16 protein-coding genes and 1 rRNA gene are annotated in these 21,246 nt (G+C 59.7%); 7 read left to right on the top strand and 10 right to left on the bottom strand.

The window, feature by feature from the left end; translation table 11 throughout:
- Positions 1-99: 99 nt before the first annotated feature.
- The 4 genes from HY17_RS16475 to HY17_RS16495 all read right to left on the bottom strand — a co-directional run bounded on the left by HY17_RS16475 (position 100) and on the right by HY17_RS16495 (position 6,145).
- A 16S ribosomal RNA gene (locus tag HY17_RS16475) occupies positions 100-1,554 on the bottom strand.
- Positions 1,555-2,256: 702 nt separating this feature from the next.
- Positions 2,257-2,691: a CBS domain-containing protein gene (locus HY17_RS16485; RefSeq protein WP_034768659.1), complete on the bottom strand. Its 435-nt coding sequence runs from the start codon at positions 2,689-2,691 to the stop codon at positions 2,257-2,259.
- 78 nt (positions 2,692-2,769) lie between these two features.
- Entirely contained in the window at positions 2,770-3,411 is a 642-nt protein-coding gene (locus HY17_RS16490; RefSeq protein WP_034768660.1) for a rhomboid family intramembrane serine protease, read from the bottom strand.
- A 196-nt stretch (positions 3,412-3,607) separates the two neighbouring features.
- Positions 3,608-6,145, bottom strand: a complete 2,538-nt coding sequence (locus HY17_RS16495) for a TonB-dependent receptor (protein WP_233348847.1) — start codon at positions 6,143-6,145, stop codon at positions 3,608-3,610.
- Positions 6,146-6,677: 532 nt separating this feature from the next.
- Here HY17_RS16495 and HY17_RS16500 point away from each other — a divergent pair.
- Complete coding sequence (locus tag HY17_RS16500; RefSeq protein ID WP_034768661.1) at positions 6,678-7,229, top strand: PAS domain-containing protein; 552 nt, start codon at positions 6,678-6,680, stop codon at positions 7,227-7,229.
- Here HY17_RS16500 and HY17_RS16505 read toward each other — a convergent pair.
- Positions 7,226-9,334 (bottom strand): phosphocholine-specific phospholipase C, encoded by a 2,109-nt coding sequence (locus HY17_RS16505; protein ID WP_034768663.1) that lies wholly within the window; start codon positions 9,332-9,334, stop codon positions 7,226-7,228. The two genes, HY17_RS16500 and HY17_RS16505, sit on opposite strands and share 4 nt — an antisense overlap.
- Positions 9,335-9,585: 251 nt before the next feature.
- Between HY17_RS16505 and HY17_RS16510 the strand changes: the two genes are divergently transcribed.
- Entirely contained in the window at positions 9,586-10,671 is a 1,086-nt protein-coding gene (locus HY17_RS16510; protein ID WP_139068869.1) for an alpha/beta fold hydrolase, read from the top strand.
- Positions 10,672-10,674: 3 nt separating this feature from the next.
- Here HY17_RS16510 and HY17_RS16515 read toward each other — a convergent pair whose 3' ends face one another.
- A complete protein-coding gene (locus HY17_RS16515) occupies positions 10,675-12,315 on the bottom strand; it encodes a choline dehydrogenase (protein ID WP_034768665.1) in 1,641 nt (546 codons plus the stop codon).
- Positions 12,316-12,445: 130 nt separating this feature from the next.
- Here HY17_RS16515 and HY17_RS16520 point away from each other — a divergent pair, with 130 nt between their 5' ends.
- Positions 12,446-13,057, top strand: coding sequence for a PilZ domain-containing protein (locus HY17_RS16520; protein ID WP_034768667.1), 612 nt, complete (start codon positions 12,446-12,448; stop codon positions 13,055-13,057).
- Positions 13,058-13,087: 30 nt separating this feature from the next.
- Here the strand turns inward: HY17_RS16520 and HY17_RS16525 are convergent, their stop codons facing one another.
- Positions 13,088-13,618, bottom strand: a complete 531-nt coding sequence (locus HY17_RS16525; RefSeq protein ID WP_034768669.1) for a gamma carbonic anhydrase family protein — start codon at positions 13,616-13,618, stop codon at positions 13,088-13,090.
- 253 nt (positions 13,619-13,871) lie between these two features.
- On the opposite strand from HY17_RS16525, the gene HY17_RS16530 reads away from it, so the two are divergent.
- Positions 13,872-14,687, top strand: a complete 816-nt coding sequence (locus HY17_RS16530) for a PhoH family protein (RefSeq protein WP_034768672.1) — start codon at positions 13,872-13,874, stop codon at positions 14,685-14,687.
- Between the two features lie 59 nt (positions 14,688-14,746).
- On the opposite strand, the gene HY17_RS16535 is transcribed toward HY17_RS16530, so the two are convergent.
- A complete protein-coding gene (locus HY17_RS16535; protein WP_034768675.1) occupies positions 14,747-15,736 on the bottom strand; it encodes a zinc-dependent alcohol dehydrogenase family protein in 990 nt (329 codons plus the stop codon).
- 192 nt (positions 15,737-15,928) lie between these two features.
- Between HY17_RS16535 and HY17_RS16540 the strand changes: the two genes are divergently transcribed.
- Both HY17_RS16540 and HY17_RS16545 read left to right on the top strand, forming a co-directional pair.
- Entirely contained in the window at positions 15,929-17,446 is a 1,518-nt protein-coding gene (locus HY17_RS16540) for an SUMF1/EgtB/PvdO family nonheme iron enzyme (RefSeq protein ID WP_175354466.1), read from the top strand.
- 65 nt (positions 17,447-17,511) lie between these two features.
- Positions 17,512-18,525: a DUF4231 domain-containing protein gene (locus tag HY17_RS16545; RefSeq protein WP_034768677.1), complete on the top strand. Its 1,014-nt coding sequence runs from the start codon at positions 17,512-17,514 to the stop codon at positions 18,523-18,525.
- A 63-nt stretch (positions 18,526-18,588) separates the two neighbouring features.
- On the opposite strand, the gene HY17_RS16550 is transcribed toward HY17_RS16545, so the two are convergent.
- A complete protein-coding gene (locus HY17_RS16550) occupies positions 18,589-19,365 on the bottom strand; it encodes an outer membrane protein (protein WP_034768679.1) in 777 nt (258 codons plus the stop codon).
- Positions 19,366-19,528: 163 nt separating this feature from the next.
- Between HY17_RS16550 and HY17_RS16555 the strand changes: the two genes are divergently transcribed.
- Positions 19,529-19,813: a hypothetical protein gene (locus tag HY17_RS16555; protein WP_139068870.1), complete on the top strand. Its 285-nt coding sequence runs from the start codon at positions 19,529-19,531 to the stop codon at positions 19,811-19,813.
- Between the two features lie 300 nt (positions 19,814-20,113).
- Here HY17_RS16555 and prfB read toward each other — a convergent pair.
- A protein-coding gene (gene prfB / locus HY17_RS16560; protein WP_112072912.1) for a peptide chain release factor 2 occupies positions 20,114-21,224 on the bottom strand; the annotation gives its coding sequence in 2 pieces (ribosomal slippage) (positions 20,114-21,154 and positions 21,156-21,224; 1,110 coding nt in all).
- Between the last annotated feature and the right edge of the window lie 22 nt (positions 21,225-21,246).

Here is a 21,246-nt window from a genome sequence, read left to right on the forward strand (position 1 = left end):
AGACGGCGCGACAGCCGCATATGTTTTGCTCCTCGATGGGAGCTAATTTTAAGAAGCCTTGGAGTTCCGCGTGAGCAAAACAATCCAATGCATCCTTAGAAAGGAGGTGATCCAGCCGCAGGTTCCCCTACGGCTACCTTGTTACGACTTCATCCCAGTCACTGACCCTACCGTGGCCGCCTGCCTCCGAAGTTAGCACAGCGTCTTCGGGTAGAGCCAATTCCCATGATGTGACGGGCGGTGTGTACAAGGCCCGGGAACGTATTCACCGTGGCATGCTGATCCACGATTACTAGCGATTCCACCTTCATGCCCTCGAGTTGCAGAGGACAATCTGAACTGAGACAGCTTTTTGGGATTATCCCATTGTCACTGCCATTGTAGCACGTGTGTAGCCCTACCCGTAAGGGCCATGAGGACTTGACGTCATCCCCACCTTCCTCCGGCTTGCCACCGGCAGTTTCCTTAGAGTGCCCACCCAAACGTGATGGCAACTAAGGATGAGGGTTGCGCTCGTTGCGGGACTTAACCCAACATCTCACGACACGAGCTGACGACAGCCATGCAGCACCTGTCACCGATCCAGCCTAACTGAAGGAATCCATCTCTGGAAACCGCGATCGGGATGTCAAGGGTAGGTAAGGTTCTGCGCGTTGCTTCGAATTAAACCACATGCTCCACCGCTTGTGCGGGCCCCCGTCAATTTCTTTGAGTTTTAACCTTGCGGCCGTACTCCCCAGGCGGACAGCTTAATGCGTTAGCTGCGTCACCGACAGGCATGCCTGCCAACAACTAGCTGTCATCGTTTACGGTGTGGACTACCAGGGTATCTAATCCTGTTTGCTCCCCACACTTTCGCACCTCAGCGTCAGTATCAGTCCAGTTAGCCGCCTTCGCCACTGGTGTTCCACCGAATATCTACGAATTTCACCTCTACACTCGGTATTCCGCTAACCTCTCCTGAACTCCAGACTTCCAGTTTCAAATGCAGTTCCGAGGTTGAGCCCCGGGATTTCACATCTGACTTAAAAGTCCGCCTACGTGCGCTTTACGCCCAGTAATTCCGAACAACGCTAGCCCCCTTCGTATTACCGCGGCTGCTGGCACGAAGTTAGCCGGGGCTTCTTTACCAGGTACTGTCATTATCATCCCTGGCGAAAGAATTTTACAACCCTAAGGCCTTCATCATTCACGCGGCATGGCTGCATCAGGCTTTCGCCCATTGTGCAAGATTCCCCACTGCTGCCTCCCGTAGGAGTCTGGGCCGTGTCTCAGTCCCAGTGTGGCTGATCATCCTCTCAGACCAGCTATAGATCGTAGGCTTGGTAGGCCATTACCCCACCAACTACCTAATCTAACGCGGGCCGATCTTTCGCCGATAAATCTTTCCCCCGGAGGGCGTATACGGTATTACCACTCGTTTCCAAGAGCTATTCCGTAGCGAAAGGTACGTTCCCACGCGTTACTCACCCGTCTGCCACTATGTCGTTCGACTTGCATGTGTTAGGCCTGCCGCCAGCGTTCGTTCTGAGCCAGAATCAAACTCTCAAGTTGAGTGTTGATCTGACGAAACCATCCATTGGAATATGGACGGTTACTCAAGCTGTTAAGCATAAGTATTGCGTTCTTTTGACGAGAAACCCTTTGTCACAAAGAACAGGCCGAAACCCATTCGATGGATAAAAGAATTTTCTCTCAAGAAACGCATCCGTCGTGATCGTATGAACCTGCCGTCGATTGCTCTCTGGCGAGGTTCGCAAGCCATCACGCCGCCTGCGTTTCTCTTCCTTAATCTCTTACGATGTCAAACAGCTGGAACCGGAGTTCCGAAGCCCTTCAGAAGCCTGCGGCCCCGTCCGGAAGTGGCGGCTTATATGGGCCGCCGTTTTCCCCGTCAACACCCTTTTTTGCGCCTTCTGCAGTTTCCGGTTTTAACCGTGGAACCACCAGATTTTTAGCGCAAAAGAAATCCCTGACCGGTGACCGGCCCGTTATTTCCGAGCGTTTTGAGGAACCGCCTATATAGCTTCTGTTCGGTCCGAGCTGCAAGCTCTTTTTGCACTTCCCAGAAGCCTTTTTGGCGGGCCCGCTTCCGAAACCCGAGGGCGTCTTCAGCGGAGGCCGGGAGATACTCAAGGCACGGGGAGGCCGCAACCCCCTTCTGCAGCAAATCGCAAGAAATAATGCGATTTCACTGCAGAGCGGCCATGCATCAGCGCCGAAATTCGAGCTCTAAAAAGCTAGAGCCTTGTAAAATCAGTATTGTGTCGCGATGTAGGATTTCATCGCTTCGGCTTCGGCTTCTGTCTCGGCGATCTTCCATTTCACCAGATCGCCAATGGAAACGACGCCAATCAGGCGATCATTGCGCAAAACCGGCAAGTGTCTGACTCGCCGATCCGTCATCAGTTGCATCGCATCATCCACTTTCGTGGTCGATTCAATGGTGATGACATCGCGGGTCATGGCGTCTCCGACATGGATATTAAGGGCCGAAGCCCCGTTGCGTGCGACGTGGCGAACAATGTCGCGTTCGGAAAGAACACCCACGATCTCTCCACCGTCGCCCAACGCCACCACTGCGCCTATTCTTTTTTCGTCCAGGATCCGGGCGGCTTCGGAGAGGGTCGAATCAGCCTTCACCGAGATAATTTCGCGCCCTTTGTCATTCAGTATCTGGTCTATTGTCATGCGCGTCCTCCGTTATGTGCGGACCGCTGGCCGGCCTCGCCGTTACGGAAACCTACCATAAAGGCGGCATTCCGGCGATCAGAATCGCGAACGGGGCCTTTGCGCGCGGTAAATCTGGAACATCATCGCCCCCGCAAGGAAGCCACCCATATGCGCCTGCCAGCTGATTCCGGCCCCTAACAGCGACGGCCCCATCAGCCACAACGCCAGATTCACGACGGCGAAGAACAGGAAAACGGTCAGGAACCTCTTCGACAGGATCTGCCCGCCCCGCCCCTCCTGTATCAGCACCCAGGCCGCAAACAGGCCGCTGGCGCCGCCAGACGCCCCGATAAGGCCCGTTCCGGCCGGATATTGGGTCACCAGGTGGAAAAACGAACCGCCCACCACGGACACAGCGAACACCACAAGGAAAGGAATCGCCCCGCTTTTCCGGCCGATAGAGAGCGACGCGTGCACCAGCCGCCCGAAAATCACGATCAATGCCGCATTCAGGATAGCGCCCGCCCATCCATCATGAAGCAAGGCACTCGCCAGAAGCGGCACCAAAGCCTCTATTGGAGAGTTGTAAGGCAATACCCCTTGCGCCCCAACGCCCATCGACGCCCAAAACCTGTCCGGCTGGAGCACGCCCAGCGGAAGCATAAAGCCCTGCCAGCTGGACGGAGAGAAAACGCGAACGACATGCGCCAGGATGATGAGGCCGGCGAGGCCGGTCACCGCGGGCGGGGCTTCTATAACAGGAGGCGTCCTGGATGCACGCGTCACGGGAAGGAATCGGACCTTGTCTGTGGAACAACAACCCGGTCAGGCTAGTCGGCCACAGCCTTCATGACCAGCGGGTACGGCGGCGGGCACATCAATAAAAAAGCCCCGCCAAACGGCGGGGCTTTCCATAAGAAGACTGTTGTGACGCTTAGAAGGACTTGCGAACGGTCACACCATAGGTCGCCGGCTGGTTCGGATATCCGGAGAACGAACCGAGCTGCGCCACGGCCGGGAACGCCGCCATGATGTATTCCTCGTCGAAAATATTCCGCCCCCAGAATGTCAGGCTGATTCCGCTTTCGGAGGTGAAACCAAGAGACGCGTTGAAGAGATCATACTTGCGTTCCTGGCCGATGATCGCCTGCTCAGCCGGATCATCGCGATACGTCGCCGGACCTTCATGCTGCCAGTCGCCGCGGACGAATGCATCCAGACCTTCAAAGTTGAAGGTATAGAGCGCCGAGACAGATGTGGACACTTCCGAGATGGCCGCCGGCTTTGCCCCGGAGATGTCTCCCGCCGAGGAGTTCTCGAAGCTGTCATAGACCGGATCGAGGAAGGTGCCGGCGAAGCCGAGCGTCAGGTTCTCCGTCGCATTCCATGTCGCGTCGAGTTCCAGGCCCTGCGTTGACTGCTCACCCGCATTCGCAAGCGCGAAGCCCGTGCCAGTAAAGATGTTGGACTGGAAGCCTTTGATCTTCTGGTCGAACACAGCCACGTTCATGGCGAACGTGTCCCAGGCACCTTTCAAGCCGACTTCGAACACTTCCGACTCTTCCGGACCCGCAAACCGGGTGCCCGTTGTCAGGTTCGGTGGGTTGAGGCCTGCCGCAACTAGGTTCGAATACCCCGTCGGAGTCGGACGGCTGTCACGCGACAGGTTCCAGGACGACGCCTTGAAGCCCGTGGCATATGATGCGTACACGTTCATATTGTCCGTGGCGTCATAAGCGAGGCGCAGCGTGTAGGTCGTGTCGTCGTCATTGGTCGAGCCGCTTTCCACCGCATTCGGGAAGTTCACGAATTGCGGGAAGAATTGCAGCAGCTGCAACTGGGACGTTGCGCTCGCTGCCGTCGACTGGATCGTCGCAAAGATGTCCGGATAAGCCGCCGCGAACGCGCCGACCTGAGCCGGGCTGGTCGGGTCCACACCCGCCTGCAGGAGCAAAGCGCCTGTGGCCACCTGGGAGATGTATGGCGACAATGGGTCAAGATCGATCGCGGAGAAGGTATCCGTCGACACAACCGTGCCATACGCGTCCTTGTTGTCCTGCGTATAGTTCAGGCCCAGCGTCGCGGTCAGGCGGTCGGTCACGTGATAGTCCACCGTGCCGAACAGGGAGAATGCCGTGTTGTCCTGACCATACGCTTCAATCATCCCCTGCCCCGGCTGGAAGAAGAAGCCCTCCGGCACGCCGAAGACCAGCGGTTCAAGCCCGGTCAGCAGGCCCTGGGACAGGAAGTCGATATAACCCCGGATGTCCTGACCATAGAGAATCTGGTTCTCGATATCGACGGATTCATCGAAGTAGAAACCGCCGACCATCCAGTCGATGGCCCCATCGCCGGTCGATGTCAGGCGGATCTCCTGGGTGAAGGTATCGATGTCTGTGTCGTTGGCGTTGCGGGCCAGCAGGTCAGCGCTGGTGAAGTCTGAATCCTGGTCGGTCTTCAGCTTGGACGACCGGTATGCCGTGATCGAGGTAACATCCGCAAACCCGAGCGCGTAGTCAGCCTGAACCGACAAGCCGGAGTTTTCGACGTCATTGGAGGAGTCGAGGTTGTTGTAGACTTCATAAGAGAACGGGTTCTCCGGATCGATCTGGCCGCCCAACGCAAAGATCGCCGCACCGGTCATGCCGTTGACGATATTGCCAGCCACGCAGCAGGTTTCGTCGATCTTGTCGAAGTCCCCGATGATGCGGAAGCTGAGATCCTCGGTCGGCTCGATCAGCAACTGGCCGCGAACGCCCCAGCGGTTGCGGTCGTTGATGTCGGCGCCCGTATTGAGGTCATCCGCATAACCGTCACGCGTATTGTAGTTGGCCCCCAGGCTGAAGGCGACGTTCTCGGCGAGCGGGCCTGTGACATCTCCGGCCACGCGGAACATGTTGTAATTGCCAACTGTCGCTTCGGCCGATCCGCCCCATTCATATTGCGGCTTCTCGGTGACAATCGAGATCACACCAGCCGAGGCGTTCTTGCCGAACAGGGTCGACTGCGGGCCACGCAGGACCTCCACGCGCTCGATATTCGGCAGATCGGAAATCTGGGCTGCCGAGCGAGAGCGGTACACACCATCGATAAAGACACCGACCGACGGCTCGATGCCGGCATTGTTATCGCCATTGCCGAAGCCGCGGATAATGAAGTTGGTGTTGGCCGAAGACTGGAACTGTCCGATACGCAGCGACGGCACGATCGACTGAAGGTCGTTCAGGTCGACGATTTCCGCCTGTTCGATAACAGAACTGTCGACAACGGAGACAGCCACCGGCACGTCCTGCAGCGTCTGCTCGCGCTTGGTCGCGGTAATGGTGACGGTTTGCAGCGTTCGTGACGCATCTTCGTCGGTCGTTTCCTGTGCGTGGGCCGGAACCTGGCTGGCTGCCAGAGCCGTCAGGCCGACACTGAAACTGAGAAAGGCTTTAAAGCCTGCACGTGAATAGGCATTGGATGTAGACACGAGGTCACTCTCCCTTTGGACATTGATTTTTGAAAGACTGCTGAAGTGAGTGGAGGAAACGCCAGTCTTTGCGAGTTTTCTCGCACACCTTTCGTATCCTTAAGGTTACCGACAGCAAGGGTTTCGCCCGTAAATTGTGTCCAAAACGAAAATCCGTTGCCGGAAAGCCACGAACGGCAAATGAAGCGCCGCGCCTGTAGGCGTTTACCAGGTGGATTTGCCCTCTTTTTCGGGTGGTACGTCGAACATTTTATCTGACGATCCGTCACCCCCGCGCTGAACGGTCAACACGAATCACTCAGTCGTCCCGTCGAGGGACACGTTTGGGAAACCATGCGGCACCAGCACGCGAACTTGCGAGGGCTCCACTCGCCTGAGATGGCTGTTTTTTACCTCAAAGGGGAAAATCCCGCCCCAACCCATTCCAGAATTCGCCACGGGAGGGAAAAGCCGCGTCTGGAACAGTTATTGCGGAAGAGAGCCCCGAACCGGCCCGCGGGGGCTAGCTTAAAATTCGGAGTTCCATCCAATCATGAATGACCGGTCCATTCATCCCAACACCAGAGTCCTGCTGGACGCCTGGCGTCGCATGAACGCAAACAACGCTTCCGCCGCCTTTGAGTCGCCACGGGTCGAAGACCATCCCGGCCTGATTGATCGCCTCTTCGTTCTCGAGAACAAACGCGACGGCGCCTGGCTGTTCCGCACGGCTGGCGGATCACTGACCGGCCTGCTGGGCCGGCCGCTGGTGGACCATGATTTCCTGAACCTCTGGTCCGGGCCGGACAAGTCGATGATGTCGGCCTTCCTCGATGCCGTTCAGCTGGACGGCGCCCCGGGCGTCATCCGCGGCCGCGGCGAGACAATGACAGGCCAGCGCGTCGAGCTGGAACTCACCATCATGCCGCTGGCCAAACAGACCGAACGCCCGGACAGCAACCGCATGCTCGGCCTCTACCAGACGCTCGGCGGTGAGCCCATGCTGAAGGGCCGCCCCGTCTGGCGTCACCGGGTCTCGATGCTGGTCCCGCCCGATACCCGCATGAGCGAGCCGCGCGTGAAACTGGTGGCCTCCAACGGCTAAACGCCCATCGCCGGGTCGCTGATACTGTCGCGGCCCGTTTCGATACGGCCAGCGAGGCGACGTTCGAACCCTTCCGCGGACACCGTGATGTCGTACCAGGCACCGCTGCCGCTGGTTTCAAATTCCCGTTTTACCGTCTTGCCTGCTCCCACGGTCACGGAGACCGGCTCAGAGCCGTCATAAACTCCGGCAGACAAAGACAGTTCCCGCTTCGTCCGGCCCTTGTTCTTGGTCATCAGGGTAACGATCCGTGTACGCAAATTCAATTTCGCAGAGGTTTCGATCGCCGTAGACGCGTCGCCTTGGAACGTGCGCAGGAAACCGTTCGGCCCCAGCACCCACAGGTCATACTGACCGGCGTCCTGGCCGAGTTCCCAAACATCCGAAATCGCCTTGCCGGCTTCAACCGTGTAACGGCGCGGAATGCGGTCGAGGTGGCGTTTGTCATAAACGTGGAAGACCGCGCCCGCCTTTCCCGTATTGGAAAATTTCAGCGAGATCGTTTCCGGATTGGCCTCTGCCGTGACGTCCAGCGCATAAGGCAGCGCGCGCGACAGCCGCGTGCCCTGCTCCTGCGACAGAAACTGCGGCTCGGCTGGCGGCTCGATGCGCCGGCGATGGATCTGTGCCAGCACGGCTTTCTGCGATCCTTCGGCAGGCGGCAGGTCCGGGAAGACCGGCTCGTTCGGTGTCTGGAAATCGAAACAGGAAGTCAGGTCGCTGCAGACCGCGCGGTGCCAGGGACTGATCGCAGGCACCGTCACGCCGAACCGTTTCTCGAGGAACATGCCCACGGACGTGTGATCGGCGACCTGGCTGTTTACCCACCCGCCGCGGCTCCATGGCGAAACGACATAAAATGGTACACGCGGACCAAGCCCCCAGGGACGGACGGAACCGCTGATCGTGTCGTCTTCTTCCAGCAACCGCTTCTCCGGGTCGGAGAAATAGAAGCCCTTCACATCCACGGTCGACTTGCCCGCCAGTTCGCCGTCCACTGTGTAGGATGGCGGGGCGGCCGGCGGCAGGTGATCGAACAGTCCATCATTCTCATCGAATGTCTGGAAGAAGACGGTGCGGCTCCAGACCTCCGGATTGGCCGTCAGGGCTTTCAGGATACGGGACGTGTATTCGGCGCCCTGCAGCGGTGTCGACGCGCTCGGATGCTCTGACCAGTCTTTCGGCGGCAGGATCCAGGTCACCTCCGGCAGGGTGCCAGCCTCCACATCGGCCGCAAACTGCTCAAGCGAGAAGTCCCGCATCCCCTTCTCGTAAAGCGGCGAGCCGGGTTTTGCCTCGCGGAAGCTTTTGAATGCAAGCCCGCCATGCATGGCGCCGGTCCAGTTATCGTTCGTGTCCTGATAAATACGCCAGGAGACGCCGGCCTCTTCCAGCACATCCGGAAGGGTCTGCCATGGCAGGGCGGAGCCCTGATAGGTGTAGCCCGGTTCCGGCAAGGCGCCCTTGATCCAGCAGCGCAGATTGTTCGGCTCGCTGTCCGCTTCCGTCCCGTTGATCCCCCGCGCGCGCAGCTCCGGATCATGGTTGGAGCCTGACCAGAACACGATCCGGTTCGGGTCCGTGCCGGTCGTGATCGAGCAGTGATAGGCGTCGCAAATGGTGAAGGCTTCGGCCAGCGCGAACTGGAACGGTACGTCCTCACGCTTGAAATATCCCATCGAGAAGGGATTTTTGTATTTCGGCCAGTATCCGAACTTGCCCTGGTTCCACGCCGCCTGCGAATCCCCGAACGAATGCGGCGTGCCCGGGTGGGCGATGGCATTGGTCGTCTTCGTATCAAGATGGAAAGGCGGGATCTCTTTCTGACCGTCGGACTGGAACCAGACCGGCTTGCCGCTTTCCAGGGGAACCGTGTGGCGGTCTCCAAATCCGCGCACGCCGCGCAGCGTCCCGAAATAATGATCGAACGAGCGGTTTTCCTGCATCAGGATGACGATGTGTTTCACATCCCGGATGGTTCCGGTCTCGCTGGCCGCAGGTGTGGAGAGTGCCTGGGCAATCGCTTCAGGAAAGGCATTGGTGGCAACGCCGGCAGCGGCGCCCGCCCCCATCATACGCAAAAACTCGCGGCGGTCCGTCGTCATGATCCTGCATTCTCCTGTCAGCTGCTATGGCCATCCCTGATTTGCCAGGTGGTCTAGCCGGGCTGCATGACAACAGAATGAATTTAACTCATCGACAGCAGACAATTTTGTGAAATTTATTAAACACCACTGACCAGCCCAGCCGGCAGGTGACCGCACACAGGCCCGTCCCGCCGCACCGGCCGTCTGTTGCCTTCGTCACGGCGCGCAGTACCCTCGCCAAATACTCGCAGCAGGCATTGGAGCGGCAAATGCGGAACTTCCTCGTCCTCACACTCATCATGACCCTTTGCGGTGTGGCGCAGGCAAACGCAGAAGACTGGCGCGCCGCTGCGGAAAAGCACACGGTCGAGATCGCCAACTTCACCTTCCACACGGGCGAAACCCTGCCCTCGATCACGATGACGTATTATACGCTCGGCACGCCCCAGCGGGACGAAGACAGCAAGATCACCAATGCGGTGATGCTGCTTCATGGGACGGGCGGCAATGGACAGTCCCTGCTGCGTCCGTCTTTCGGTGACGAACTGTTCGGGCCCGGCCAACCGCTCGATCTTGCTCGCTTCTACATCATCTCGCCGGACAATCTCGGCCACGGCGAAAGTTCCAAGCCGAGCGACGGCCTGCGTGCTAATTTCCCCCGCTATGACTATGACGACATGGTCGATGCCCAATACCGCATGCTCAGCGAGGGCACCGATGTAAGTGGGCTGGAAATGATCGTCGGCACATCGATGGGCTGCATGCACGCCTTTGTCTGGGGCGATACCCATCCGGGTTTCGCCCGCCGCCTCGTGCCGCTCGCCTGCAACGCCATCGAAATCGCCGGGCGGAACCGGATGTTCCGCCAGATGATCATCGACGGCTTCGAGCAGGATCCGCACTACAATGACGGCAACTATGCCGATGCCGCCGACCTGGAAACCGGGCTGGCTATCTGGGCCAACACGCTGATCCTCGCTGGTTCAAATCCCTACCGTTCTCAGGCAGACGCGCCGACCCGCAAAGAAGCGGTCGAACAGCTGCACAGCACGATTGAGCGTTATCTTTCCAACCCGGCAGATCCGAATGACACGATCTACCAGTTCGACGCGTCGCGGAACTACAACCCCGCGCCGCGCCTGTCAGAGATTGGAGTGCCCGTCCTCTGGATCAACTCGGCGGACGATTTCATCAATCCGCCCGGTCTCGGCGATCCGGAGGCGCTTGCAGCCCGGATGCCGAATGCGCGCTTCGTTCTGGTGCCCGCGACCGCGGAAACCCGCGGCCACGGGACACATACTTTCCCGGTATTCTGGAAAGACGACCTGGCAACCTTCCTTGCAGAGTATCCTTGAGGTCTAGGCGCTCGCCATCGCCGGCAATTCCGCACGTTTCAGGAGCGGCTTTTTCAGGATCAGGTCGGCGGCTTTTTCGGCGATCATGATCGTCGGCGCATTGGTGTTCCCGCCGATCAGCGTCGGCATGACCGAAGCGTCGACGACGCGCAGGCCTTCAACGCCTTTCACTTTCAGCTCGCCATCCAGCGGCTGGGTATCGCTGACGCCCATCGCGACCGTCCCGACCGGGTGATAGATCGTCTCGCCCGTACGGCGGATGAAGGAATCGATGTCTTCATCAGACGTGGCGCCCGGGCCGGGCATGATCTCTGAGCCGGTGAACGGCTTCAGCGCCTCCTGCTGACAGACTTCGCGCACCATCTTCACCGCTTCTCGCATGGCGCGGCGGTCTTCTTCCGTCGCCAGATGGTTCGGGTCGATGGACGGATTGGCGAACGGGTCGTTCGAGGCGAGACAAACCGTGCCCCGGCTTTCCGGGCGCAGCTGACAGGCGTGAACCGTGTAGCCATCCTTTTGCGGGTCGTGCTTGCCGTGATCCATCATGATGGCATTGACGAGGTGCAGCTGCAGGTCGGGCATTTCGAGGCCAGGACGCGATTTCAGGAACGCCCCTGCCTGTAGGAAATTGTCTGCGCCGGGCCCGGTCTGGTTCATCAGGTAACGCAGGCCGACGCCCAGCTTCTTGAGGCCCTTCTGCATCGAATAGGCAGAGATGGGCTGCGTCATCTCATGGATGACCGTCACATCGAGGTGGTCCTGCAGGTTCTGGCCGACACCCTTGGAATCGACCACAGTCTTGATATCGAACCGGCCCAGATGTTCGGCATTGCCGATGCCCGACAGCTGCAGGATTTGCGGGGACTGGACAGCGCCGGCACAGACGATCACCTCGCCATCGGCGAAGATCGATTGCGGCAAGCCGCCCTTGCCTTCCACCACTTCCACACCCGTGGCACGCGTGCCTTCGAACAGGACACGGGTCACCCGGCCGGTCGAGATGACGGTCAGATTGTCCCGAACGCCCACGATCGGGCGCAGGTAGGCATAGGAGGCGCTCCAGCGTTCGCCCTTGTGGATGGTGCGCTGGTAAGGGCCGAACCCTTCCTGCTGGGCACCATTGAAGTCATCGGTCCTGGCATAGCCCGCCTGTTCCCCGGCCTTGATAAAAGCGCGATAGATCGGGCTGGACATCGGCGAAGACGACACGTTCAGCGGGCCGCTGCCGCCATGGAAAGCGTCCTCGCCCTTGTCCAGGGTCTCTGATTTCTTGAAGTAGGGCAGGACGCTCGCATAGTCCCAGCCCTTCAGCCCCATCTGGCCCCACTGGTCATAATCACCGGCGTGGCCGCGGATATAGATCATGCCATTGATGGAGGACGAGCCGCCCCAGCCCCGGCCGCGCGGCCAATAGAGCTTGCGCCCATTCATGTGTTTTTGCGGCTCGGTCCAAAACCCCCAGTTGAAATCATTCTCCTGCTTGATCAGGCTCCCGACCCCCGCCGGCATGCGCACCATCAGCGAGTTGTCTTTCTTCCCCGCTTCAATCAGGCATACCTTTACCGCCGGGTCAGCCGACAGCCGGTTGGCAAGGGTACATCCGGCGCTTCCTGCACCAACGATTACGTAATCATAGCGTTCCATGGGATCCTGTTTTCCTCGTCCGCCGGTTGAATTCCGACGATTGATGCAACACTTTGTGAACGAAAGCGTGCTAAGTAAAGGGCGTGGGGAGAAGTAGTCCGAAAGGACGGGTCAGCTCAAGGAGTGATTGATGACCTTCTCTACTTCTCAGGCTCTGATGACGTCAGAAACGCCAGAAGAATATTTCGATCGCCGCCGCCATAAGCGTGTGGACATTCAGCTTCCGGGCCGATTCCTCACTCATATTGGTGACGATGCATCGCTTTCGACGATCAATCTCTCCTGCTCGGGCGCACTGGTCCAGTCTTCGACCCTGCCCGATCCTGGCGCCGAACTTGTCTGCTATTTCGATGACCTTGGCCGCGTGGTCGCCACCGTTGTGCGCCATACTGGCGAGGGCTTTGCCCTGTCGTTCAATGTCGCCTCGCACAAGCGCGAGAAGATCGCCGACCGCCTGACCTGGCTGCTCAACAAGGACATGCTGAACCTGTCCGAAGAGCGTGAAGCCCCACGTTATGCGGCCGATGTGCCGGCACAGGTCCTGCGCCGCAGCGGCCAGATCCTAAATTGCCGCGTGCTCGACATATCGCTGACCGGTGCCAATTTCGAATGCAAGGGCGCCGCCATGCCGAAGCTTGGCGAGATTGTCAGTGCAGGCACGATTCCGGCGGAAGTCGTCCGCACGGGCCGTGACGGCTTTGCCGTGCGTTACCTCCAGAAAGACGAACGCGATTCACTCTGATCCGGCCGGTCCGGGCTGTGGATGCCTGGATCAGTCGATCCGTTTCAGGCCCGTCTTGTGGCGCTTCCAGTTCTCGACATAGTGCACTGCCGACATCTTGATCACCTGGACCTGATGCTCGGAGACCGGCTTCACCACTTTGCCCGGCGCGCCCATCACGAGTGAATTATCGGGAATTTCCTTGCCCTCCGGGATGAGGGAATTTGCCCCGATGATGCAGTTCCTGCCGATCTTCGCGCCGTTCAGGATGATCGAGCCGATACCGATCAGAGTCTCGTCACCGATCGTGCAGCCGTGCAGCATGACCATATGGCCTACGGTCACATCGCGGCCGATGGTCAGCGGCTTGCCGACATCCGTGTGCAGAACGCAGCTGTCCTGAATGTTGGAATTCTCGCCGATCGTGATCGGGTCGTTATCCCCGCGCAGCACCGAGCCGTACCAGACAGACGCATTTTCCTTCAGGATGACATTGCCCATCACCTGGGCCGTCTCGGCGACCCAGTAATTGCCGTTTGCAGGCAGGTCTGGTCGATTTCCATCCATCTCGAAAATTGCCATGCCTCATCCCTTCATTTCGCTTGCGGATTTAATGTTTACCACCTGATAACTCTGGTAGTGTCTATTCATCAACAGATTCGGACGTGGAGTACGGTCATCCTGAGACTGTGTCATACCCCGCCGCCCGGAAGATACCGGGTTGAGGTCCTGCCGCCCATCGGGCGTGTTGCCTCCCCTTCCCCCCAAGTTTCCAGCCAGCCGCTGTGCATTCCTGCCAGCGGCTTTTTTAGTCCCTGCAGCAAGGAGACCTCCCATGGGAAAACGCAACGCAGCCAAGCGCATGAAAACCGCTTCGGAAGTGAACACCTCTGCCTGGTTTGAAGAAACCGGCCGTGTGAGGGGTCCGCGGCTGCAGGCTATTGATGGAGGTCGGTCCTGGCATCCCGACGATGCTGATCAGAAATACAAGCGCGCCGCGACAGCCCCTGAGGGCGACCGGGCCCAGCGCTATCAGAAGAACGTCAAACCCCGCTCCGAGAATCAGGCCCGTCTGATGGAGGCGATGGACGAATACGCCCTCGTCGCCGCCCTCGGCCCGGCGGGCACGGGCAAGACCTATCTCGCCATCTGCAAGGCGGTCGAGGCGCTGCAGAAGGGCAAGGTCTCGCGCATCATCCTGTCGCGTCCTGCGGTCGAGGCGGGCGAGCAGATCGGCTTCCTGCCCGGCGCCATGGAAGACAAGCTCGCGCCTTACCTGCGCCCGCTCTACGACGCCCTGTCCGACCGGCTCTCGCCCGGACAGCTGAAACACATGCTGGCCGAAGGTGTGATCGAGATCGCGCCGATCGGTTTCATGCGGGGACGCACGCTCAACAACGCCTTCATCGTCATCGACGAAGCGCAGAACTGCACCTACACGCAGCTGAAAATGCTGCTCACCCGCCTTGGCTGGCACTCCACCATGGTGATCACCGGCGACCCGGCCCAGTCAGACCTGTTGCCGGAATTCTCTGGCCTCGCCAACGCAGCCGAGCGGCTGGAGAAGCTGGAAGGCGCTGCGGTCGTGAAACTCGAAGGCCAGGACGTCGTCCGCCACCCGCTCGTCGCCGACATGCTCAGCGTGCTCTGAAACAAAGCCCAACGCACCCTTGATCAGCCCGCCGGAATGCCCTCCGGCGGGCTTTTTCTTTAAAGGTTCATCCGTAACACGGCTGCACCTTCAAAGCGCCCGGCGCGCAGATCGTCCAGGGCTTGGTTCGCCTGCTCCAGCGGATAGGCATGGGTCGAGGTCTTCACCATGGCGTCCGGCGCGATCTTCAGGAACTCCACCCCGTCCTGCCTTGTGAGGTTCGCGACGGATTGTATGCGCCGCTCCTCCCATAGGTCCGCATACGGAAAGGCGGGAATGTCACTCATATGGATACCGGCGCAGATCACCGCGCCGCCCTTGTCCACGGCTTTCAGCGCGGCGGGCACCAGCGCCCCGACCGGCGCGAAGATGATCGCCGCGTCCAGTCTCTCCGGCGGCGTCTCCTCGCTGCTGCCGGCCCAGACAGCGCCCAGCGAACGGGCAAAATCCTGCCCTTTCTCGTCGCCGGCCTTGGTAAAGGCAAAGACTTCCCGCCCCTGATGTACGGCCACCTGCGCGATAATGTGCGCTGCTGCGCCGAAGCCATAAAGGCCAAGCCGCCTGCCCTCTCCCGCCATGCGGTAGGAGCGGTAGCCGATCAGCCCCGCACACATCAATGGCGCGGCGGCCTCGTCCGAATAGGCAGCCGGGATCGGAAAGCAGTAATGCGCGTCGGCCAATGTATACTCGGCAAAGCCGCCATCGCGGGTGTAGCCGGTAAACTCCGCCGCCTCGCACAGATTTTCCTGCCCGCGCTGGCAATAGACGCAACGCCCGCAGGTGTGCCCGAGCCACGCCACGCCGACCCGGTCACCCACGGCAAAGCCCGCCGCGCCCGACCCCAGCGCATCGACGACACCGATGATTTCATGTCCCGGAATCAGCGGCAGTTTCGGCTTCTTCAGGTCTCCATCGACGACATGCAAATCCGTCCGGCACACAGCACAAGCCGTCACCTTGATCCGGATCTCGCCTTCGCCCGGCACGGGATCCGGCACGTCCTTCAGGACGAGCGGCGCACCGGCTTTCTCGAACACCATCGCACGCATGAGAGGCTCCTCGTCATTGCCGCTGCATCGTCCGTCGTCGTCATGTTGCACGTCAAGCACCGCCGCAAGAAAACTTGTTCCGCCTTCAATTGAAAAATCCCGTATTTACAAGTGCATTGCTTGGTTACCAAAAATACGGCTTAATCATTCCCGCAAGAGAGGTGCCGGTCAGAGAGCACCCTGGGGATGAGTGTGGCAGACATTTTCCTATCATACAGCCGGGCGGACAGGCCGAAGGCACAACAGATCGCAAAAGCGCTGGAGCAGGAAGGCTTTACGGTCTGGTGGGACAAGGTCCTCCGTGCTGGGCAGACCTATGACGAAGTCACAGAAGGCATGCTACGTGATGCCCGCGTGGTCATTGTGCTCTGGTCGGAAGTTTCCGTGAAATCAAAATGGGTCCGGGCAGAAGCCACATTGGGCGAACGTACCTCGACCGTCATTCCCGCAATGATCCAGGATGCCGAACGCCCGATCATGTTCGAACTGACCCAGAGCGCTGACCTCATCGGCTGGGATGGCGACCGCGAAGACAGTCACTGGAAGGGCTTCGTTGCCGACATTCGCTTGGCGCTGGAACGCCAGGAGGTAAAGGCAGAGGCCGCGCCGGCCGCAATCGAAACAGCCGCCGCCCCGCGCGATGCAACCATCGAGAACACGTTCTGGACCTCCATCGCGGACAGCGATGACCCCGCCGACTACGAGGCCTATCTCAACCGGTATCCCGATGGTCATTTTGTTGACCTCGCCCGCAACCGGCTCGCCGGATTGGCAAAGATTGCAAGTCCCTCAGCGGGACAAGCTCCCGCGCCGGACGCACAGCCGCCCGTTTCACCGCCCCAGCCTGCTCCGACGCCTGCGTCAAAGCCAAACCGGCTTATCCCTGCCGGCATCGGCTTGGCTGTCGTGGCGTTGGGAGGCGGCGTGGCCGCTATGGTGATGTCGGGCCCGAAGCTGGAACCGCCGCCCGCTGTTGAAAAACCGGTCGAAGATCCGCTGGCAGCCTTTGCCGATTGTGACACGTGCCCCGCAATGATTCCCATTCCGGCCGGCACCTTCCAGATGGGCTCACCCGACACGGAAGCCGGACGGACCGGCAATGAAGACCCGCTCCACGAAGTGGCGCTGCCCGCCTTCGCCATCGGGCAGACCGAAATCACCTTCGATGAGTGGGATGCCTGTCTCGAGGGTGGCGGATGCAATGGCTTCGAGCCGTCAGACCGGGGCTATGGCAAGGGCCGGCAACCCGTCATCGGCGTGTCCTGGACCGATGCCAATGCCTATGCCCGCTGGCTCAGCAGCAAGACGGGCCGGGCCTACCGGCTGCCGACCGAAGCGGAATGGGAATACGCCGCCCGCGGCGGAACCACGACGGCCTATTGGTGGGGCGACTATTTCGATGCCGCCATCGCGCCTTCCCGGGCCCCTGTCCCGGTCGACACGCTGGCCGAAAACCCGTTCGGCCTGAAAGGCATGCTCGGAAATGCGCGTGAATGGGTCGAAGACTGCTACATCAACAACTACACGACGGCACCGACAGATGGCTCGGCCCAACGGGACGGCGATTGTGCACGTCGGGTATTGCGGGGCGGTGCATGGGGACGCGACCCGGACGACCACCGGGCCGCAAACCGGGCCCGGATTGACCGCAACGTGCGCGATAAGGTCTTTGGCTTCCGCGTGGTGACCAGCGACTTGTCCGCCGAATGACATCCACATTTCGCCAGACGACGCCTCACCGGGCGTGCATGTGATATTCCGGGACAGTTTATTTTATGATGCAGATAGCCAATCGCGATGTCTTCCCCACCAGCGCAACGATCGAAGTGTTCGCTCCGGTCCAGACCCTGTTCCAGATCCCGGCAATAGACGAGGCGTTCAACAAGCATGAAGCAGCGGCCGTCCGCGCCAAGCGGCGCTACCATCGTTTCGGACGCCTGGCGATCGTCCTGATCGCATTCAGCTCGATTTATACGGTAGCCGACGCAATCATCATTCCTCCGTACCCGGTACAACCGTTGGCTAGTGCCCTGGCTGCCCTGCTGGCCGGGCTCGGCATCGTTCTGCAAATCTACCTGATCACGACGCACCAGAAGGAAAAGTGGCTACTCAACCGCTACGCCGTCGAGCGGCTCAGAAGTTCGAAATTCCAGGCCTACCATCTTGGTCACATAGCGCAGGACGCGAACGAACTCGAAATCCTGTCGAACCAGTATGCCGCGCGGCAGGTTGCCAGTATCGAAAACGAGCTGAACGGCGGGGATTCGGTGTTTCGTGCCTTCCAGCCCGCTGCAGCCGTGTCCCTGCCCCGAACACCGAAAAAGCCTGCAAATGCGGACCTCGCCCGGATCACCAAGGAAGCCTACGGCGAGTTGCGCATCCAGTATCAGAAACGGTTCGCCCAGAGCGAGCTGACCCATTTCGCGAACCGACGGCGCATCTTCTACTCCTCTCAGGACATGATCTATCTCAGCGCCGCAGCGTTTGCCTTCTTTGCGCTGTCGACCAAATTGTTCACCGGACTGGATGGATCCGCCACATCCGGCTGGCTCGATTTCCTGGCCGTCACCCTGTTCATTGCGGGCGCAACAGTATCCATTCTCGACAATGCGTCGATTGAGGAACAGTCACAGACGCGCTTTGAGCAATATGTCCGTGATATCGAACAGATTGCGAGCCATGCGGACGAAACCAATTTGCTCGATCTCGTACGTGATATGGAGCTGCTCTGCCTGCAGGAGCTCGATACCTTCTGCCGCGCCGGGGAACGTATCAGCTACCGGCTCTGATATCAAAAATGATGCCGCAGGCCTGCCGATGATGGAGGCCTGCGGTATTTCGTAAACTGCTGATCAGAATCTGTAGCGGACGCCGACTTCGATCAGGTTCGATTTGTTTTCGACTTCGAGGTTCGCCGGGAACAGGTCGACCTTGTATTTCCCGTCCTCAACTGAGCGGTAAGTGTACTGACCGAATACATCCCAGCGCGCATCGAAGCTGTAGGTTACGCCTGCCATGACCTGGTAGGCAAATCCGTTGTCGTCATCGTCCACGATGCCCACGCCCGACGGGTTGAAGGTCACATCCGTCTTCGCATAACCGATGCCTGCGCCGACATAAGGGGTCAGGCCGGATTCATTGGCGAAATCGTAATAGCCATTGAGGAACAGGGCGGTTGTCTTGATGTCACCGCGCCCATCGGCCACGACATCGGCAACTGTCACGCCCAGCGTATCGGCGGAGCCTGTGAGGGCGCCAGCGTCGAGGGCATCGATGGAACCGCCGCCGAGTGTCACGCTCTTGTGCGTATCGACATCGGCCTTTGACATGGCGAGCTGAACCTCTGCGCGGAATGCCGGTGAATATTGGTACCCGGCGGCGGCCGAGTACGACATGCCGTTATCAAATTCGGTTTTCCAGCCAACCGGCGTGCCGGACGCGATCGGCGTACCAGCCGGCAGCGCGCCGCCATTGCCGGTTACGAAATCGACGCTCGTCGCGCCTGAATTGTCACTGTCTGATTGCATGGCGGCACCCACCGTACCTGACACATAAAATCCCTGTGCATGGCCCGGGGCTGCCAGAAGCGCACCGATAACTGATGCTGCGGCAATAACTCCAAGTCGCATAACGTGGTCCCTTTTTTTGATGGCCGGCCTGCCTGACCGGTAATGAATCTACGGGCTTCCTGGCAACGCAGATGAACCGATAACAAGAACGTGATCAACGGGCATAGGCCCAGCCCAATCCGCAGACATGTCAGCGAAATTTTCGTCTTTTTTCAAGGCATATATGATGTATACAGAGCGCCCAAACCCCGGTACCAGCACCCGTGCCAGTCTTCCCGGCATGACGGATCTCACCGATTTCTTATCTCTTACCTGGCAAACGATCGGCCTCGCCATCGCGATGGCCGGTTTCAGGGCCGGGTTGCGCGATGTGCCGGACACGATCTCGAAGACGATGAAGCGGCGGTGTCTGGCTGAGCTGAAGCGGATCGGTATTGTGCTCCGCCGCCTGATCTTCCTGATGGCGTTGCAGGTGAAGCTCGCGCCGGAGAAACCACGCCCCGGCTAAGACTATTTCAAGAATACCGAAGGCGAGACGAAGTCGAAATACACCTTCTCTCTCTCTCGTGCCCACTCAGGCGGGCGAAACGCCGGGCTTTCTGCACGGGCCGATCATCGTGCCAACGCGCGGGCCCGTACTCGCCGCGCCGCTGATCGAAGCGCTGGCCGGCCCCCGACACGAGCTGACCCTGTCCTCAACCAGGAAATTTGCCGAAGCGCCTTAGGCGTTTCCGGGCAAGCGTGCTGCCCGGACGCCAAGCCATCCCTTCTCGGAGAAATCGATCCACCGGATCGATTTCTGATCTCTCTAAGCCTCGTCCTCATCCTTCGCCACAGAAGCAGCGAGTGAGGCGGACAGAAAGCGGTCGATGTCGCCGTCCAGCACGCCTTGCGTGTCGGAGGTTTCCACCTCAGTCCGGAGATCCTTCACCATCTGATATGGCTGCAGGACATAGGAGCGGATCTGGTGGCCAAAGCCGATATCGGTCTTGCCGGCATAGCTCGCATCGGCGACTTCGCGGCGTTTCTGCAGTTCGAGCTCATAGAGGCGGGAGCGCAGCATCTGCCACGCCTGGTCACGGTTGCGGTGCTGCGACCGGTCGTTCTGGCACTGGACCACGATGCCGGTCGGCTCGTGCGTCAGGCGGACGGCAGAGTCGGTCCGGTTGACGTGCTGGCCGCCCGCGCCAGAGGCCCGATAAGTGTCGGTGCGCACATCGGACGGGTCGATCTCGATCTCGATATTGTCGTCAATCACCGGCGTGACCGTGACCGAGGCAAACGAGGTGTGCCGGCGCGCGGAGCTGTCGAACGGCGAAATGCGGACGAGGCGGTGAACGCCCTGCTCCGACTTCAGCCAGCCATAGGCGCTGTCACCCTTGATCTGCAGCGTGGCGGATTTGATGCCCGCCTCTTCGCCTTCGCGCTCGTCCATCTCCTCAACCTTCATGCCGTGCTTCTCGGCCCAGCGCACATACATGCGCCGCAGGATCGAGGCCCAGTCCTGGCTCTCCGTCCCGCCTTCACCGGCATTGATCTGGATATAGGCATCATTGCCGTCGGCCTCGCCGGAAAGAAGCGCGGCCAATTCCGCCTTCTCGGCCCGGTCAGCGGCGCGTTTCAGGGAAGCTTCAAGGTCGGCAACCATGTCGTCGTCGCCTTCGGCGAGCTCCAGCAGCTCACCGGCGTCTTCGGCTTCTTTTTCGAGGGCCTGAACGGTTTCAATCCCTTCGGCCAGTTTCTGGCGCTCTCGCATCATGGCCTGCGCGGCCTGCGGATCGTCCCAGAAGTCCGGCTTTTCGGAGAGGGCAGTCAGTTCATCGAGGCGTTTTGTGGCTGTATCCCAGTCAAAGACGCCTCCGTAGCAGAGCGGCCGAGGAGCGGATCTGGTCAATCAGGGACTTGATTTCTGCGGACATGTGTTCGGCCTTTCGAAAGAAT

It is taken from the genome of Hyphomonas sp. CY54-11-8 (assembly GCF_000682735.1).
Classification (GTDB): Bacteria; Pseudomonadota; Alphaproteobacteria; order Caulobacterales; family Hyphomonadaceae; genus Hyphomonas.